General features: G+C 60.8%; 14 protein-coding genes and 1 other annotated feature. Of the genes, 8 read left to right on the top strand and 6 right to left on the bottom strand.

The features are described 5' to 3' along the window. Positions 1–11 precede the first annotated feature (11 nt). The 4 genes from ACFO1S_RS01445 to ACFO1S_RS01430 all read right to left on the bottom strand — a co-directional run bounded on the left by ACFO1S_RS01445 (position 12) and on the right by ACFO1S_RS01430 (position 7,630). Complete coding sequence (locus ACFO1S_RS01445; RefSeq protein ID WP_204601005.1) at positions 12–1,802, bottom strand: acyl-CoA dehydrogenase family protein; 1,791 nt, start codon at positions 1,800–1,802, stop codon at positions 12–14. Positions 1,803–1,830: 28 nt separating this feature from the next. After that, positions 1,831–3,021 (bottom strand): thiolase family protein, encoded by a 1,191-nt coding sequence (locus ACFO1S_RS01440; protein WP_204601006.1) that lies wholly within the window; start codon positions 3,019–3,021, stop codon positions 1,831–1,833. Between the two features lie 62 nt (positions 3,022–3,083). Further along, positions 3,084–5,426: a 3-hydroxyacyl-CoA dehydrogenase/enoyl-CoA hydratase family protein gene (locus ACFO1S_RS01435; protein ID WP_378126097.1), complete on the bottom strand. Its 2,343-nt coding sequence runs from the start codon at positions 5,424–5,426 to the stop codon at positions 3,084–3,086. A gap of 86 nt (positions 5,427–5,512) precedes the next feature. Continuing rightward, a complete protein-coding gene (locus tag ACFO1S_RS01430; protein WP_204601007.1) occupies positions 5,513–7,630 on the bottom strand; it encodes a heterodisulfide reductase-related iron-sulfur binding cluster in 2,118 nt (705 codons plus the stop codon). Positions 7,631–7,836: 206 nt separating this feature from the next. Here ACFO1S_RS01430 and ACFO1S_RS01425 point away from each other — a divergent pair, with 206 nt between their 5' ends. Then, positions 7,837–8,610, top strand: coding sequence for an electron transfer flavoprotein subunit beta/FixA family protein (locus ACFO1S_RS01425; protein WP_204601008.1), 774 nt, complete (start codon positions 7,837–7,839; stop codon positions 8,608–8,610). Between the two features lie 8 nt (positions 8,611–8,618). After that, on the top strand, positions 8,619–9,611 hold the full coding sequence (locus ACFO1S_RS01420; RefSeq protein WP_204601009.1) for an electron transfer flavoprotein subunit alpha/FixB family protein: 993 nt from the start codon (positions 8,619–8,621) through the stop codon (positions 9,609–9,611). Positions 9,612–9,690: 79 nt separating this feature from the next. Here the strand turns inward: ACFO1S_RS01420 and ACFO1S_RS01415 are convergent, their stop codons facing one another. After that, the gene (locus ACFO1S_RS01415; RefSeq protein ID WP_204601010.1) at positions 9,691–10,878 is read right to left on the bottom strand and encodes a stalk domain-containing protein; all 1,188 of its coding nucleotides are present in this window, start codon (positions 10,876–10,878) and stop codon (positions 9,691–9,693) included. Between the two features lie 144 nt (positions 10,879–11,022). Then, the gene (locus ACFO1S_RS01410; RefSeq protein WP_204601011.1) at positions 11,023–11,559 is read right to left on the bottom strand and encodes a hypothetical protein; all 537 of its coding nucleotides are present in this window, start codon (positions 11,557–11,559) and stop codon (positions 11,023–11,025) included. Between the two features lie 105 nt (positions 11,560–11,664). Further along, positions 11,665–11,918, top strand: a binding site (T-box leader). A gap of 46 nt (positions 11,919–11,964) precedes the next feature. Here ACFO1S_RS01410 and ilvA point away from each other — a divergent pair. The 6 genes from ilvA (at position 11,965) to ACFO1S_RS01380 (ending at position 17,020) form a co-directional block, all read left to right on the top strand. After that, positions 11,965–13,239 carry a threonine ammonia-lyase IlvA gene (ilvA, locus tag ACFO1S_RS01405; protein WP_378126094.1) on the top strand — a complete coding sequence of 425 codons (1,275 nt, stop codon included), beginning with the start codon at positions 11,965–11,967 and terminating at the stop codon, positions 13,237–13,239. A gap of 205 nt (positions 13,240–13,444) precedes the next feature. Continuing rightward, positions 13,445–14,653 carry an MGDG synthase family glycosyltransferase gene (locus ACFO1S_RS01400; protein ID WP_204601013.1) on the top strand — a complete coding sequence of 403 codons (1,209 nt, stop codon included), beginning with the start codon at positions 13,445–13,447 and terminating at the stop codon, positions 14,651–14,653. Then, entirely contained in the window at positions 14,634–15,836 is a 1,203-nt protein-coding gene (locus ACFO1S_RS01395; RefSeq protein ID WP_378126091.1) for an MFS transporter, read from the top strand. Before ACFO1S_RS01400 ends, ACFO1S_RS01395 begins: the two co-directional genes overlap by 20 nt. A gap of 37 nt (positions 15,837–15,873) precedes the next feature. After that, positions 15,874–16,497, top strand: coding sequence for a TVP38/TMEM64 family protein (locus ACFO1S_RS01390; RefSeq protein WP_204601014.1), 624 nt, complete (start codon positions 15,874–15,876; stop codon positions 16,495–16,497). Between the two features lie 88 nt (positions 16,498–16,585). After that, a complete protein-coding gene (locus tag ACFO1S_RS01385; RefSeq protein ID WP_204601015.1) occupies positions 16,586–16,729 on the top strand; it encodes a hypothetical protein in 144 nt (47 codons plus the stop codon). A gap of 12 nt (positions 16,730–16,741) precedes the next feature. Further along, positions 16,742–17,020 (top strand): transposase, encoded by a 279-nt coding sequence (locus tag ACFO1S_RS01380; protein ID WP_204601016.1) that lies wholly within the window; start codon positions 16,742–16,744, stop codon positions 17,018–17,020. The last annotated feature ends 336 nt before the right edge of the window (positions 17,021–17,356 follow it).

Here is a 17,356-nt window from a genome sequence, read left to right as displayed (position 1 = left end):
GGCTTGCCTCCTTAAAGCCCTGCGTAGCGCCCGACGGCAATAACGCGGGCCGATATTCGCTGACGAAGGGCAAAGCTATCCACCGGTTCGTTCCGCAGCAATCTCTTCAGCACGGACAGCTGGAGCCGCAGGCTTTCCCCCTTCTCCAGCCCGGCCAGCACCGTTCTGGCCCGCTGACCGGCGCGCTCTGCCGCCCCAGCAGCGAAGAGCGCCGTCATATCGAACGAATTGGCCGCAGCCTCCTCCGCTGCGCCGCGGATGGTCAGCTTGCGAGCTCTCAGCAGCGCGCTCTCCAGAGCGTAAATGTCGATCATCGCGTCAGCGAGCGCGGCGACAATCTCTTGCTCCCGCTCCAGGCGCAGACCATGCTTCTGCACCGCAAGCGCGCCGATCATCAGGAACGTTTTCTTCATAGAAGCGAGAACGGCGGCCGGCTTGGCGAGGGGCTCGTCGTCCGCAGGCGATGACGCGGGCGGCGACGGTTGAAGCAGCTCTCGCTGCAGCTCCTGCGCCTTCTCCATCAGCGGCAATTCCCCCTTGAGGGCCCGCTTCAGCAGAGTTCCCGGAATGAGCAGCCGATTAATCTCGTTCGTTCCCTCGAAAATGCGATTAATACGGGAGTCTCTATACAGCCTCTCGATTTTGTACTCCTGAATATAGCCGCAGCCGCCGTGGATCTGCACCCCTTCATCGACGACGGCATCCATCGCTTCAGATACGAAAATTTTGTTGATGGAGCATTCCAGCGCGTATTCAGCTATGGCTTTGGCCGCGGACAGCCCGCCCTCATCTCCCTCCGAGCCGACCTCGGCCAAGGCTTCGTCTATGAGCCCGGCCGTACGGTACACCATGCTTTCGGCCACGTAGATCAACGTATTCATCTCGGCAAGCTTTCCCGAAATGAGCGGAAAGGACGCAATCGCCTTGCCGAATTGCCGTCGCTCGTTCGCATAGGCCACGGCCAGGCCGATCGCCTCCTTCATCCCTCCAAGGCAGCCGGCGGCCAGCTTGAAGCGGCCGATATTCAAAATATTGAAGGCGATGAGGTGACCCTTGCCGACCTCGCCGAGCAGATGGTCCGCGGGAACACGGGCATCCTCGAAGAACAGCGGACGGGTGGAGGAGCCTTTGATCCCCATCTTGCGTTCCTCCGGACCGATGGTGAAGCCCGGCGTATCGCGCTCCACGACAAAGGCGCTGAAATGCGCGCCGTCCACCTTGGCGTATACGATGAAGAGATCGGCGAAGCCTGCGTTCGTAATATACAGCTTGGAGCCATTAAGAACATAAGATTGTCCGTCCTCGCTCAGGACGGCGTTCGTCCTTGCGCCAAGCGCGTCGGAGCCGGAGCCGGGCTCGGTGAGACAATAGGCCGCGACTAGCTCCCCGCTGGCCAACCGCGGCAGCCAGCGCTGCTTCTGCTCCGGCGTACCGAAGAACACCAGCGGCAGCGTCCCGATCCCGGTATGCGCGCCGACCGACAGCGCGAACGAAGACGCCGGGGACAAGGTCTCCGCAAGCAGCGTCGTACTCGTTTTGTCCAATCCCAGTCCGCCGTAAGCCTCGGGAACGTCCGCTCCCAGCAGGCCGAGCTCTCCCGCCTTGCGCATGAGTCGCACGGTCAGCTCGTAGTCCAGCTTCTCGATATCGGCATCCCGGGGAGCGATTTCCCGTTCAATGAAGACCCGAACCGTATCCGCCAGCATCCGCTGCTCCTCCGTGAAATCCTCCGGCGTCGCCATGCGCCGCGGGTCCGCGTCGTCAACGACGAAGCGTCCTCCGCTCCAAGTCTTTTTGGCCATCGCGTGCCGCCCCCTTTCCGTATCCGCCTTACTCTGCCGCCTCGAACACGCCGGCCGCTCCCATCCCCCCGCCTACGCACATCGTAACGACGCCGTACCTGCCGCCGGTCCGCCGCAGCTCGTGAAGCAGCGTCACGGTCAGCTTGGCGCCGGTGCAGCCCAGCGGGTGCCCGAGCGCAATGCCGCCCCCGTTCACGTTAACCCGCTCCGGATCAAGCTCCAGCCGATCAAGAACGGGAACGCATTGCGCAGCGAACGCCTCGTTGACCTCCCACAGCGAGATTTCATTGTCCGTCAACTCTGCCTGACGAAGCGCTTTCGGCACCGCCTCAATCGGCCCAAGCCCCATCACCTCCGGCTGCAAGCCTGCAACCGCATAGGCCCGGAAGACCGCAAGAGGACGAATTCCCAGGCTGTCGGCTTTCTCGCGGCTCATGACGACGACTGCAGCCGCGCCGTCGCTGTACGGCGACGAATTGCCCGCCGTCACCGTGCCTTCCAAGGCGAACGAAGGGCGCAGCGCAGCCAGCCGATCCACGGAAGTCTCCGGACGTATGCATTCGTCGTCCGCTACGCGAATGGAACGGCGGCGCGCCTCTCCAGTGAACGGGTCCGTCTCCGAGACCGTCGCGTCGACCGCCAGCAGTTCGTCCCGAAACCGTCCCGAGGCGGCGGCCTTGGCCGCTTTGCGATGGCTGTCCGCAGCGAACCGATCCTGCATTTCTCTCGACACGCCGCATCTCTTGGCAACCAGCTCCGCTGTGTGACCCATAGCCATATAAGCGGCGGGCATCGTCTCGCACAGTCCCGGGTGCGGCGCCAGCTTGAAGCCGGTCATCGGAATCCGGCTCATGCTTTCCACGCCCCCGGCGACGACCGTATCGGCGAATCCGCTCTGGATCGCTGCCGCTGCCTGGGCAATCGCCTGGAGGCCGGATGCGCAGAAGCGGTTGACGGTGACCGCCGGCACCTCAACGGGAAATCCCGCCAGCAGCGTTACGAGCCGAGCCACGTTCATTCCCTGCTCTCCCTCCGGCATCGCGCAGCCGAGGACGACGTCCCCGACTTCCGTCGCCTGAAGTCCCGGAACGCGCCGGACAGCCTCCCGCAGCACCGCCGCGCCCAGATCCTCCGGCCGGGTCAGCGCAAAGCCGCCCTTCTTCCCTCTCCCGACCGCCGTTCGAACCGCCGAGACGATGACGGCTTCCCTGTTCCTCATGCCGGCTCCCTCCTTCTCAGTGTGCTCCCCGCGAAGGGCTGCTTCTGCGAACGCACGCGGCTTTAGTTGCGAAGAGGCTTGCCCGTGGCGAGCATCCGGCGCATCCGGGCTTGCGTGAGCGGCTCGCCGCACAAGGAGAGAAAGGCCTCCCGTTCCAGATCAAGCAGGCTTTGCTCGCTGACAGCCGAGCCTGCGGGAACATCCCCTCCGGTCAGAACGTCGGCCAGCTTCCCGGCAATCCGCGCATCGTGCTCCGAAATATAACCGCCGCGTCGCATCGAGGAAACCGCCAGCTTCAGCACGGCCGCCGTCTCCCGTCCCCCGACGACGACGGTCCGGCCTGCCTCGGGCACCGCGTACCCTCGCCGCTCCAGCTCCACTACAGCGCTTCTCGCCTCGTAAAGGCGAGTCTCCTCCCGGATGACGACCGCGTCGCTTCCCCGCCAGTAACCAAGCCGTCTTGCATCATGCCCGCTCTCCGACACCTTGGCCATCGCGATTGACTCGAACAGCCGGGTCAGCGGGGCGGTTGCGTCCTCCATAGCCGCCTCCTCAGCCCGCTCCCGAGCCATCGCCGCAGCCGCCAGGCAGCCTCCTCCTGCGGGAATCAGGCCGACTCCCGTCTCCACGAGACCGAAGTAGGTTTCGGCGGCGAACAGAATCCGGTCTGCAGGAAGACAGGCTTCCACACCGCCTCCCAGCGTCATTCGATGCGGAGCCGCCACCACGGGACGAGGCAGAGCGCGAAGCGCTCTCATGCTGGATTGGAAATCGCGAATAATCAGGTCGATTTCCTCCCACTCGCCGTTCTCGGCCTCCATGAGCAGCAGCATCAGGTTCGCCCCGACGCAGAAATTGCGTCCCTCGTTCGCCAGTACGAGTCCGCGCCAATTGCGCTCCACCTCCTCGACGGCCCGACGAATCGCCGACAGAATGCCCGGTCCGATGGCGTTATGCGGCGAATGAAACTCCAGACAGACGACGTCGTCCCCGATATCGATCAAGCTGGCGCCGTCCGCGCCGAACACCGTTTTGCCGCGATCGCGCTGCACCCCGAGGGAGATTTCCTCCCTCCGCTCCTCGACATATTTGTAATGCCCCTGCGAATAATAGAACAGGCTTCCCGCCTTCTTCAGATAGAACGAACTCGCATTCTTCTCCAGCATGGCCGCCACCGGAGCCGGCACGCTAAGTCCTCTCTCCTCCAGACGGGCGGCGGTTTCCGCAAGGCCAAGCGCATCCCACAGCTCGAACGGCCCTTCCTCCCAGTTGAAGCCCCACTTCATCGCTTGATCGATCTCCATGGCCGTGTCCGCGATCTCCCCCAGCTTCTCTGCGGAATAACACAGAACGGACTCGATCACCTCCCTGGCAAACGTGGCAATCCGATCCTGATCGGCCAGCTCCAGCAGCGCCTGAATTTTACCTGCGGTGCCTCTGGCTCTCTTGGCCGCTTCGAGCGCGGGAGAAGAAACTCTGCCGCGCGGCACGTAAGTCATCGAAGCCGGATCGAGCACCTGAATCCGTTCCTTGCCTTTCTCCGTCTCGTTCTTGCGGTAAAAGCCCTCGCCGCTCTTCTCCCCCAGCCGGCCGAGCGCGACCAGCCGCTCCACCAGGGCGGGGGCGGCGAACGCCGCCGCTTCCAGAGGATCGGCGACATTCTCCCTTACGTTCCGGCAGACATGGAGAAAGGTATCTAGTCCGACCAGATCAAGCGTGCGGAACGTCGCGCTTTTGGGACGTCCGAGCAGCGGACCGGTCACCGCCTCGACCTCGTCGAGGGTCAGCGCATGTCTCTCCATCGCCTGCAGCGTGACAAGCATGGCATACGTGCCGATCCGATTGGCGATAAAATTCGGCGTATCCTTCGCTTCCACGACGCCCTTGCCCAGCCGTTCCCGGCAGAAGACGGCTACGGCTTCAAGCGCGGATCTGTCCGTCTCCCGGCAAGGAACGATCTCCAGCAGCTTCATATAGCGCGGAGGATTGAAAAAGTGCGTGACCATGGCGTGCTTCCGGCAATCCTCCCCGCAGCCGGACACAATCTCGTCGATCGACAGCCCCGAGGTGTTGCTGCTGACGATCATCCCCGGCCGCCAGGCCGCATCGATCCGGGCCCACACGCTGCGCTTGATCTCCAGCTGCTCCGGCACCGCCTCGATCACCCAATCGCATGCCGCGAGCGCCGCGTCCTCCCGCTCCAGATCGCCCGGCCGAATTCGGCCGATGAACGCAGCCTCGTAGAAGGGCGAGGGTTTGGCCCTCTTCAGCCTCTCCAGCCCTTTCGCCGCCTGCCCCTCCAGATCGAGCAGCAGACACGGAATGCCCGCGTTCGCCAGATGGGCGGCAATTGCCGCGCCCATCACCCCCGCCCCGATTACCGCCGCTTGCCGCACATTCCACAAGCTTCCTCTCCTCCTTCCGCTTGTCGTCCCGATCACCTCGCGCTTCCTTCGCGGCTGTCGAGGCCTGCTTCATCCCGCTATCCGGTTTAGCCGAATACTGACATAGAGAGTACCTCAGCCACGTCTAATGCGTTCACCCGTTCCTCCGCTCCATGCTTGCGCAGCCCCTCCTCCATCATCGTCAGACAATAAGGGCAGGCCGAGCCGATCATCTCCGCTCCTGTGGCCAGCGCCTGCGCCGTCCGCACCTTGTTCACCCGTCTTCCCGGCTCCTCCAGCCACATCCGGCCGCCCCCCGCGCCGCAGCATAGCCCCTGCTTGCCGGAACGGGCCATCTCTCTCGACTCCAGACCCGGAATCGCCTTCATGATCTCGCGCGGCGCGTCCGTCACCCCGTTATACCTCGCCAAGTAGCAGGAGTCATGAAACGTCAGGGTGCGCGGCAAAGCGTAACGCGGGGCAAGTCGCCCATCCCGTACGAGCTCCGCCAGCAGCTCCGTATGGTGCTTGACCTCGGCGCGATAGCCGAAATCGGGATATTCGCGGCGGAACAGCTGCAGCGTATGCGGACAAGCGGTTACGATTCGCGAGACGCCGTAGCGCCGAAGCGTCGCAATGTTCGCGCGGCACAGCTCCTGGAACAGAAACTCGTCGCCCAGCCTTCTCGGCGTGTCGCCGGAGTTGCGCTCCTCGGCTCCGAGCACAGCGAAGGACACCCCGGACTCCAGCAGAAGACGCGCGAGTGCAAAGGTCACGCGCCGGGTTCGAAGGTCATAAGCGCCCATGCTCCCGACCCACCACAGCCAATCCGGGTTCGGGCGGTCTCGCAGCGTCGGGATCGGCCTGCCCTCCTTCGCGGCGAATTCTTCCATCCAAGCCGTCCGATCCTGCCTTGGAAATCCCCAAGGGTTGCTCTGCCGGTCGATATTCTGCAGGGTGCGCCGCGCTTCCGGCGGCATCTTCCCCTCCGTCAAGACCAGATACCTTCTCATTTCCATCAGCGGAGCGAGCTGAAGATTGCCGACGGGACAGCTTTCCTCGCAATGCCGGCAGGTCGTGCAGGCCCACAGCTCCTGCTCGGTCACGACCTCGCCGATCAGCTCTGGACGCCGCGCAGGCCCAGACGCTCCGGGAGACGTCCCTGCTCCGCCGTCGCCGGACTCCCGTCCGCGCTTCGCCCAGCCCTCCTTCTGCCAGGCCATCGTGCGGCGAATATCCATCGCGTCCGCCGCGGCGGACGGCTCTCCCGCTTCGCGCAGCCACGCGTGCGCACCGGGCCGAAATATCCGATCCTTGCCCTGCAAGGCATCGCGCAGCTTCGTCATCAGATGCATCGGCGACAGCCCCTTGTCGGTATTCGCCGCCGGGCATACGCTCGTGCAGCGGCCGCATTCCACGCAGGCGAACAGATCGAGCCTCGTCTTCCGGGTCAGATCGTCAACCGAATTCATCCCGAACTTCTCGGCATTCTCGTTCTCCAGATCCAGCTTTGCGAGCTTCGGAGGCCCGATCGGGCGCAACAGCCAATTCACGGGAGCCATAAAAATATGAAAATGCTTCGAGAGGGGCACATAAATCAGAAAACCGAGCATAATCAGCAGGTGCGCCCACCAGGACACCTCGTATCCCGTCTGGGCCGCATTCGCCGGGAGAACCGAAGCCGCAGCCGAGGAGAGCGGAGCAAAGCCGGAGGCTCCCGTCCCTTCCCGCAAGCGATCGAATGCCAGCGTAGCCACTACCGAGAGAAGCAGCGCCGTTATCCACAGAAGCACGAGCAGCGGCTTCCAGCCCCCTGGAAGCCGGGGCAGCTTTTCGCCGTAGCGGCGATAGGCGCCATAGAACACAGCCAGCAGCACGGCCGCAACCGTCGTCTCCTGCAGCATCGAGAATACCTTGTTGTCGGCCCAAGGAATCGGCGAGCCGGCGAGCCCCTTCCACAAAATCTCCAAAGCTCCCAATTGAAGCATGACGAAGCCATAGAAAATGACCGCGTGCATCGCTCCGCTGCGCCGATCCTGCATCAGGCGGCGATGCCCGAACGCCTGCTCGCCCGCCTGAACGGCGCGCCTCCATTCGAGCTTCATCCCTCCCTCCGGCGCCCCGCCGGCGATCAGCCTGATTTTCCCGACGACGACCCACGCGAAGACGCCCAGCCCGCTCAAGACGACGGCCGCGACAATCCAACCGTTAATCGAACCGCCCATTCCGTCCCTCCCGTCCGGAGCCGCCGCCCCCGCGATCTTCTGAACGAGCCGCAACGCTCATACGATGAGAATGAGACTTTGAATCGACTTGATATTCGTAAATTTATTCCAATGCCCACTCTCCATATGCCCACTTCGGCAAAAAAGGACATGTCCGCCAGCCCCCGTTCCAGAAAAAAAGAATCCGCTTGCAAGGAGGAGATGCGATGAAAATCGGAGTGCTGCTCAAGTCTGTCGTCGCTACGGAGGAGCCTATCTGCGTGAAGGACGGCAAGATCGCGGAGAACGGAGTCAAACGGGTAATCAACCCTTACGACGAATACGCGCTAGAGGAAGCTCTGCGGCTGACGGAGGCTGAAGGAGGCGTCGTGACCGTTCTTTCGATCGGCGGCGAACGGACGGCCGAGACGCTGCGAACGGCGCTCGCCATGGGAGCCGACGATGCGGTCTGGATTCGGGAGGAAGACGGCGAGGGGGATGAGCATACCCGCTCCCTGCTGCTGGCGGAAGCGGTTCGCCGGAGCGGCTGCGAGCTGCTGATCGCCGGACATCTGTCGGTCGATAACGGCGCCGGACAGGTCGCCATTCGCGTTGCGGAGCTGCTCGGCTGGGCGCATGCGGGTGCGATTGTCCAATGCGAGCGCCAGGCGGGGGGCGGTCTCCGCATCGTCCGCGATGCGGAAGGGGACAGCGAAGCCTGGGAGCTGCCGCTGCCGGCGGTGCTGACCGCGCAGCAGGGCTTGAACGAGCCGCGGTATCCCGCGCTTGCGGGCATCATGAAGGCGAAGCGCAAGCCGCTCGCCGAGCTGACGGCGGCGGAGCTCGGGCTGGCGGAAGCCCGGCCGCTGACGGAACGACTCGGCTGCTCGGCGCCGCCACAGAGGCCTCCGGGGCGAAGGCTGGGCGGAACGCCCGAAGAGCAAGCGGCGGATCTGGCGGCTCTGCTTCGGAACGAAGCCAAGGTGCTGAAGGAGAGGTGAGCGAAGCGATGAGCCAACAGATTGTAGTCGCGGAATGCCGCGACGGGCAGCTGCGGAGAGTGACGCTGGAGGCGATTGCCGCAGCCAAGGGCTGCATGGCGGACGGCGACCGCCTCGCCGTCGTCCTGCCGCTTGGCGGCGCGGCGGCTGCGGCGGATGCCCGCGCCGCCGAGGCGCTGGCGCAGTGCGGCGTAGACGAGGTGATCGTTGTCGATCACCCCGTCCTGGGCCGCTATGCGCCCGATACGCACGTCGCCGCCTTGCTGGCGGCGGCATGCGTGCATGCGCCCAAGGCGCGGTGGTGGCTCGGCCACACCGCGATCGGGCGCGATCTTGCCCCGCGGCTCGCAGCGCGCCTCGGGGCGGGGCAGATCTCCGATGCGATCGCCGCCGCCCGCGGCGGCGACGGTCGCATCGCATTCGCGCGCGCGCTGCACGCGGGGAAGGCGCTGGAGCAGCGCGCCTTTCTATCGGACGCGCCGACGGTCGTCACCGTGCGTCCGGGCAACTTTCCCCCGGCGGAAGCCCTCGCCGGGGATGCCGCGCCCATCCGCCTCGTGCCGTTCGACCCGCCCGAATCGCGCATCGTCGTGCGCGATATTGTCCGGCGGCTCACCGGCACGGTGGACCTGGCCGAGGCTCGGATCGTCGTCGCGGGCGGACGCGGCGTGAAGGACGCCGCCGGCTTCGGTCCGCTCGCGGAGCTTGCGGCGCTGCTCGGGGGCGCGGTCGGCGCTTCGCGCGGCGCGTGCGATGCCGGATATTGCGATTATGCCCTGCAGATCGGGCAAACCGGCAAAACCGTCACCCCCGATCTGTACATCGCCTGCGGCATCAGCGGGGCCGTCCAGCATCTGGCCGGCATGAGCCGCTCTCGCGTGATCGTCGCCATCAACAAAGACCCCGACGCTCCGATCTTCGCCGTGGCCGACTACGGTATTGTCGGCGATCTGTTCGACGTCGTGCCCGCCCTGATCGCCGAGCTTTCGACTGTGCGTTAGAATCTTATCCTTTTCGATCCGTTCCCAAAAAAAGCCGCCGTCCCTTCCGGGACGAGCGGCTTTAAAGCTGGAACCTCAATTATAAATTTTCGTTGGACAGAACGCCGGTCTCCGCCTTCAGGAGCCATTTGCCATTCGTTTTCACCGCATCGTTCACGACAACCGTGCGATTTTTATACTTCTGACCCGCTATTTCGGTTTCCGTCAGCATGGAGACGAGCAAGGTCGCCTTGCCGGAGGAATCGTAATCCACGATAACGAGCTGCTCCGTCGTCACGTTCAAGCTCAGCCTGCCGAACATCTCGACCAACGAAGCCTTTAGCTCTTCCTTCTCGGGATAATCCTCCAATGTAGCCACATAGGCTTCCGCATTTTTCTCGTTGGCGGCCTTGACTTGCTCCGCGAAGAGATTGCCGATCGCCGTCTTCTCCGCTTCGGGAACCGTGGCCTGCTGCTTGAACAGCCCCGGAATATCCGTATACTCGATGTCCAGCACTTCAATATTGTAAATCTTCCATTGACCCGCTTCGTCCTTGCTTAGCATATAGCGGGCTTGGGTTTTAACGTCCGCGAAGAAACCTCCGCTTACCTTTTTCGTTTCTTCGAGCGCCACAACGGCCGCTTTGCCGCCGTTAAACGCTTGAATTGTCATTTCTTCCATCGTCGATTGCGTCTTGGCCTTAATGCTCTTGAAATTTTCCTGAAGCGCTTTGACGTCGAGCACGGTGTCCTTCGCCATAAAGCTCGCTAAGCCTTCCACGTCGCCGGAGGCTTCGACCAGCCGCAGCTTGTCGAACATAGCCTTGATCGCATCCTTGTCCGCTTGCGTAGGTCCCTGGAACACGAGAACGGCCGTCTTCGTGTCGGCTTCCCATTCCACGCCGTAGTTCATCAGCAGGCTGGCGAAACGCAAGCCGATCCACGTCTTGCCGTCGCGGGATATCAGCTCGCCGGTGCTGGCTGCGGTCAAGCCGTTGACGAACGCAAGATCGCCTCCAACTGTAGCCTGAATCTCGAAATCTCCGTTTTCTGCGTAGATCGTTTTCGTAGCTTCCTCCATATAACTCTCGTACCCAAGCTGCTTGAACAATTTTGCGTATTCTACGTAGGCCTTGTTTTTCGTAATCAACAGATCGGCTCCGAAATCGACGGCTTTGCCGTCCACTTGAATCGCCATGGCCTGCGGCTTGCTTGCCGCAGCGCTGGCTGCTCCCGCCAGGGCAAAGGTCAGCATTGCAGAGAACAACAAGATCGCCAAACGTTTCAACTGTCGCACCTTCTCATTCTATTATTTTTTTATGTAGCGGACCCTAACGAAACAATTATAGCATTTGGAAGTTTACTTCTGGGGTTTTCATCCAAATTTTTATCATCTTTCGAGCTTTTCCCCTGCGACCCGCTCATGGAAATCTTACAGCGCAGGCCTGAAGATCACCTTAACCTCGTCTTGGTCCCATTCTACGCTCTTGATGCGCAGCATCGGAGGCAGACTGTCTCCTATTGGAATCGTCCGATCCGAAAACCACGCGTTGGGCAGCGCAATTCCTTTCATCGTTGCTTTCTCCACCGCAGCCACGACATTCGGGTCCTCCCAGCGCAGGCGATACGTTACCTGAATGCCCGCAGACACCCGGTCTTTCCAGATCACGTTCAAATCCGCGATCAGCTTGTCTCCGTTCAGGGTAAAATCCGCCCCGGTCACCAGCACATCTTCCTCGACTTGCGGATTGTCGGCGATCGACTTCTTGGCCAGATTGTTCAGATCCTCGGCGGTCAGACTCATCTGCAGCGAGAGCCGCTTCGCCATGGACAGCGCCCTGTCCTCCAGCGGCACCTCCTCATATGACAAATCCAGCGCCCGATCGGGCTTGACATAGTAGAGCGCCCCGGCGCCCGCAATCACAACTATGAAGACGATAACGAACATTCCGATCAGCAGCTTCTTCATCGTAAGCTCCTTCCTGCATGGCTTTCGTTCGGACTTCCCCGGCGAGCCGAACGGTCGGGCCAAAATAACGGTTGACTTCCGTCTGCGAGAGGCGTATAACAATAAATAAATTCAACGACGGGAACGCGTTGCCCGGTTCCTTCGACCTCCAGAGAGTCGGCGATTCGCTGAAAGCCGACGGTCGAAGCCGCAGCAGTATCCTCCCCGAGAAGCATCGCCGAACCTGGAAAGTAGGCGCTGTCGGATGCCCCCGTTACGGGTAAGTCGTATATACACTATACGACAATTGAGCGCCTAACGTTGCAAACAAGAAGCGTTGGGAATCAGGGTGGTACCACGGAGAACAATCCGTCCCTTTATTCAAGGGGCGTTTTTTTATTTTTCCATACAGAGAGGATGATCCGCATGACCGCAAATCCCGACCCATCTGGCTTTATCGTTTCCTTGGCCGATATTCTGAACGCTCATCGCGTGCTGCAGGACGTCGTAATCCCGACCCCGCTGCAGCTCAACCGCGCGCTATCCGCCAAATTCGACTGCAACGTCTATTTGAAACGGGAGGATCTGCAGGTCGTGCGCTCCTTCAAAATTCGCGGCGCCTATTATCTGATCGCTTCCTTACCGGTAGAGGAACGAAGCCGCGGCGTCGTCTGCGCCAGCGCAGGCAATCACGCTCAAGGCGTCGCTTATTCCTGCCAGCGTCTCGATATTCCCGGCATCATCTTCATGCCTGCCACGACGCCGAGGCAGAAAATTAATCAGGTGAAGCTGTTTGGCGGGCATCAGGTGGACATTCGCCTGATCGGAGACACCTTCGACGACGCTTACGCCGAAGCCGTTCGCTACAGCGAACGCGAAGGACTTCCCTTCGTGCACCCGTTCGACGACTCCCGCATTATTGCGGGCAACGCTACCGTCGGCAAAGAGATTATCGAGGGCGGAGCTTCCTCCATCGATCTGCTGCTCGTCACGATTGGCGGCGGCGGATTGGCGGCGGGCGTGTCCACCTATATGAAATCGATCAGCCCGTCCACCCGCATCGTCGGCGTGGAGCCGGAGGGAGCCCCCTCCATGCGCAAAGCGCTGGATGAACAGCGGGTCGTCACGCTGACGGACATCGACAAGTTCGTCGACGGAGCCGCGGTCAAACGGGTAGGAGATTTGACCTTCGCCATCTGCGGCAAGCTGCTGGACGAAGTCGTCACCGTTCCCGAGGGCAGAGTGTGCACGACCATTCTGGAGCTCTACAACGAGCACGCCATCGTGGCCGAGCCTGCGGGTGCGCTGACCGTCGCCGCTCTCTCCGCCATCGACCCGGAAGAGCTCCGCGGGAAGAACGTCGTCTGCGTCATCAGCGGCGGCAATAACGACATCGACCGGATGCAGGAGATCAAGGAGCGGTCCCTCATATACGAGGGTCTCAAGCATTATTTCATGATTAATTTTCCGCAGCGCGCAGGCGCGCTCCGAGAATTTCTCGATGATGTGCTCGGGCCGACCGACGATATCGTGCAATTCGAATATACGAAAAAGCACAACAAGGAGAACGGGCCGGCGCTTGTCGGCATCGAGCTCAAGCACCCGGAGGACTGCGGCGCCCTGCTGGCCAGAATGAGGGGCAAAGGGCTGCAATTCATCGAGCTTAACAAAGATCCTCTGCTGTTTAACCTGCTGATCTGAACCTCCTCGCTCTCCCGCCCGGCGCCTATATGGCGTCGGGCTTTCTTGTCGGGTATATCGCGCGCCCGATTCAACCACAATGATATTCAGGACGGATTGATTTTTATTTTTTCCTCTCCGAGCCTTTATTCGCCATTTACATTCGAGGGCTAGAGTGTAAGTTGAACGGAGCTTTCCAACCCAAGGGGAAAGGCGAGATGTGCGAATGAGTGAACCGGCGAAAATCTTGATCCTTTACGCGCGTTTTGGAGAAGGTCACTGGCAGGCGGCTGCCGCGTTGCGCCAAAGCTTCACTAAGCTCGGCCATACAGAGGTTCGGCTTGTCGACTTGTTGGAGGAAGCCCATCCCGTTCTTAACGGCATCAGCCGTTACGTGTATCACAAGAGCTATTCCGTGCTGCCCCAAGCATACGGCTGGGTGTACGAGATGACCAAAACCATGAAGCCGAATTCGTTATTCGCCTCCTGGCTGCACTCCATGGGAGCGCAGACGCTGCGAAAGCTGCTGGAGCGCGAACGTCCGCACGCGATCATCCATACGTTCCCGACTCTGGCGTTTGCCCAGCTTACGCGCTCCATGATGCGCAGTATCCCCGTGTACAACGTCCTGACGGACTTTGATCTGCATTATCGCTGGATTCATCCCGAAGTGAACAAATACTTCGTCGCCACCGAGGACATTCGCCGCCAGCTATGCGACCTGGGCGTCGATCCCCGGCGCGTCGCCGCGACAGGCATTCCCGTACGGCCTGATTTTGTCTCTCTGCCGTCGACACCGGAACGACGTCGCATCATTCTGGTTATGGCTAACGCCGGCCTGTCTGCGGCATCGACCGCCCGGCTGTGCAAGCAATTGGTTCAACGCTGCCATTCTCGGGTGATCATCGTATGCGGGCGTAAAGAGGCTTTTCGCAGAGCGTTGGAGAGTCGGCTGAACGCCAATCCCGACGTAACCGTGCTCGGTTATACTGAGCGCCTTCAAGATTGGATGGCCGTCGCTTCCTGTATCGTTACTAAGCCCGGAGGCCTGACGCTGTCGGAAGCGATCGCCGCGGAGCTGCCGATCTACCTCTACCGTCCCGTTCCCGGACAGGAACGCAACAATGCCCGCTATCTCGCCAGCAAAGGAGCTGCTGTTGTGTGTAACACGATCGCGCAATTGACCGATGCCGTATTCGAGCATTTCGCCAAGCCCGAGAGCCGCGAAATTCTGCTCCGGGGAATTCGCGCGCTGCGCAAGTCGGACGCTTCGGATGCCATCGCCTTGGATATTGCCGGGCAATTGCATATAATGGAAGAGGCTTCCCAACTTCGACGATGGCAGCAATCCGATTCCGGAACGAACGACGCAATGTTCGATCTTGATCCAGGGAGTTGTCAAAGGAGAGCTGCACGTGAACAAACTATCCGTTAGATCGCTGTTACGATCTGAAATGCTTCTATTCATGACCATACTGTTCCTGATCGAATTCGTCAGAGGAGCCGCTTTAATCAGCTTCCTGCCGATCTACGGCGACAAGAAGCTTGGGCTTAATCTCGATGTCATCGGCGCGGCGATTACAGCCCACTATGCCACGGATACGGCGCTGAAGCTGGGAATCGGCTATTTGCTGGACCGTCTTTCGGTGCGCACGGTCGTAAGCGTAGGCGCGCTGTGCTCCTTGCTCGGAATGGCCGCGATGCAGTTCGCCGACGCCGCTTGGGCTTTCATCGGCGCCGCGGCGCTGTACGGGATCGGCATATCGCCGATCTGGATCGTGTGCTTGACGAAGGTGAAGGAGGATCAGCGGGCGACCCAGATGGGGTTCCTGTATACGATCTGGCTGGTCGGGCTCGGCAGCGGCCCTGTCGTCATCAACCTGCTGCTTGATTATGACCTGGGTTTAACCTACTGGGTGATGACCGGCGTATCGCTTGTCGCCTGGCTGCTTTCCTTAATGATCAAGGGCGGACGCAGCGTTCACATCGACGTCGTTCCGTTCCGTCATCAGCTCTCCATCTTGGGCAAGAGGCTTCGGGAAATGAAGCTGCTGCTGCCCGGCATGGTGCTGCAGACGCTTGGAGCAGGCATGCTGCTGCCGATTCTGCCCGGCTTTGCGGTCAACAGCTTGGGGATGACGGCCTCTCACTACTCCCTGCTTCTGATGATCGGAGGCGTGTGCACGGTGGTCGGGTTGATTCCGATGGGCAAGCTGTCGGACGCCTACGGCAAAAAGTGGTTTCTCATCGTCGGCTTTCTGGCATTCGGCATCGTTCTGTCCGCCCTGACGCTGCACCCTCCGCTGGGCCTGGCTCTGTTCTGGGCTTTCATCCTGGGCGTATCCTATGCCGCCGTGCTCCCCGCCTGGAATGCTCTGCTTGCAGCCTATGTCCCTCCGGGACAGCAAGGGCTCGGCTGGGGCGTATTTTCCACGGTAGAGGGCATCGGGGGCATGATAGGACCGCTCATCGGCGGGCTGATCGCCACCCGCTTCAGCGAGTCCTCCGTCATTAGTCTGGCGGGCGGTTTGTTTGTCGTCATCAGCTTATTCTATGTTTTTTTTCCTTTCCGACTGTTCCGGGGCGAATCCTCCTACGTCGAGAAAGGACAGCACTGATTTTTCGTCCGTTAGACGGTTGAATGGAGTATAGACGATGTTGAATACGCCGGATTGGCTCGCTTGGCAGCTTCAGGAGTGGATTGCCTACGCCAAGGACATGAATTTGGAAGAAATCAAGCAATTGCTGCATCGCTATTCGCAATTCGGGCCGTTGCCGGGCATTCTTTTTCCTTTTCTGGAAGCGCTGCTGCCGATCTTGCCTTTGATCGTCTTCGTCGTGGCTAACGCGGCCGCTTACGGGATGTGGCTCGGCTTCCTGTACTCGTGGATCGGAGTGACGCTGGGAGCCCTTCTGGTCTTCCTGCTAGGCAGGCGGTTCGGCAACCGCTACGGCGCGCGCATTCGCGCCAAATATCCCAAATGGGAGAAGTTCTTCGGCTACATTGAGCGCAAGGGCTTCACTCCCATATTCCTGCTGTCCTGTTTCCCGTTCACGCCATCGGTTATCGTCAATATCGCATCCGGCATGTCGCGGCTTCCGTTTCATACGTTCTTGACGGCGATGGCGCTGGGCAAGGCGGTCATGCTGTTCATACTTTCGTTCCTGGGGCACGATCTGCAGGCGATGGCGGACCAGCCTTGGCGAATCGGATTGGCAATTGCCATCGTTATCCTGATGTGGCTGGGCGGACGCAAGCTGGAGGGACGATACAGCTGATTGTCCCGACAATGCTCGAAGAAGCATAACGCGGTTGTTCCGGTGGCATCCTATGTCCGCAGTATAACAGCGACAAGGAGGGACGGTCATGTCAGCCAAACAGCCTTCCGCTAAGCAGAAAGCGGCCAGCGAAGCCCAGTCCGATGCCGATCGCACCGGAGCAGGCAAGGAGAAATCCCGCCGGATGCAGTCCGAGGCCGATCGAGCCGCCGTTCCGAAACACGGCCTGTAAGGGGGACAGCATATGAGCGAATCGAAGAGAATGGACCCTTATTCGGGGGAGAAGGTCGAAGTCGACGGGATCTACGAAAATGAATCGGGGCAGGATACGGAGCTGAAGCGTGGACAGCGTTTCCCGTCCGATCTCGTACTCGGGGAAACGGAGTGGACGTTGACGGAATTCACTTTCGACAACCACCATGAAGGCCGTACGGATCCCCGCCTCGTTCCGAAGGAGAACGATACGGACAAGCAGGGAAAAATCGTCCACCCCCGTCGTCAGATGGATCGCGGCAAGAAATAGCTGCGGAGCGTGCTGCGCCGCGCAAAAAGCCCAACCGGCAAGTTTCTCCGGTTGGGCTTTGGCCTGTGACCACCGACCTCTGTCAGTGACTATCCTGCTGCAAGACAACTTTAGTGCTGGCTCAGGGGGGCTTAGTTAGACTAAGTCGCGCTAAAATGCTCCCATTGCACGATGGCTGTTCGCCGTTAGTTCGACTTTGGAGCACTAATGGTCACATCGTACGCTACCTGCTCGCCGTTAGAATTCCTGTAGAACGAATAATTTGGAGTTTGAATAAAAAAGAGTGCCTCGGTAAGATAGGGTTGCGCACGGGGTCATTGCCCCAAAAACCCATCA

The organism is Cohnella boryungensis, assembly GCF_042651945.1.
Classification (GTDB): Bacteria; Bacillota; Bacilli; order Paenibacillales; family Paenibacillaceae; genus Cohnella; species Cohnella boryungensis.
The sequence above is the reverse complement of the archived record's forward strand: the minus strand, read 5'-3'. Positions and strand labels throughout refer to the sequence as shown.

Bases quoted from the DNA above. Each gene is read 5' to 3' on its own strand.
- ACFO1S_RS01420 (WP_204601009.1), top strand. From the start codon at position 8,619: ATGAGCCAACAGATTGTAGTCGCGGAATGCCGCGACGGGCAGCTGCGG.
- ilvA (WP_378126094.1), top strand. From the start codon at position 11,965: ATGACCGCAAATCCCGACCCATCTGGCTTTATCGTTTCCTTGGCCGAT.
- ACFO1S_RS01400 (WP_204601013.1), top strand. From the start codon at position 13,445: ATGAGTGAACCGGCGAAAATCTTGATCCTTTACGCGCGTTTTGGAGAA.
- ACFO1S_RS01425 (WP_204601008.1), top strand. From the start codon at position 7,837: ATGAAAATCGGAGTGCTGCTCAAGTCTGTCGTCGCTACGGAGGAGCCT.
- ACFO1S_RS01380 (WP_204601016.1), top strand. From the start codon at position 16,742: ATGAGCGAATCGAAGAGAATGGACCCTTATTCGGGGGAGAAGGTCGAA.
- ACFO1S_RS01390 (WP_204601014.1), top strand. From the start codon at position 15,874: ATGTTGAATACGCCGGATTGGCTCGCTTGGCAGCTTCAGGAGTGGATT.
- ACFO1S_RS01385 (WP_204601015.1), top strand. From the start codon at position 16,586: ATGTCAGCCAAACAGCCTTCCGCTAAGCAGAAAGCGGCCAGCGAAGCC.
- ACFO1S_RS01430 (WP_204601007.1), bottom strand. From the start codon at position 7,630: ATGGGCGGTTCGATTAACGGTTGGATTGTCGCGGCCGTCGTCTTGAGC.
- ACFO1S_RS01445 (WP_204601005.1), bottom strand. From the start codon at position 1,802: ATGGCCAAAAAGACTTGGAGCGGAGGACGCTTCGTCGTTGACGACGCG.
- ACFO1S_RS01410 (WP_204601011.1), bottom strand. From the start codon at position 11,559: ATGAAGAAGCTGCTGATCGGAATGTTCGTTATCGTCTTCATAGTTGTG.
- ACFO1S_RS01440 (WP_204601006.1), bottom strand. From the start codon at position 3,021: ATGAGGAACAGGGAAGCCGTCATCGTCTCGGCGGTTCGAACGGCGGTC.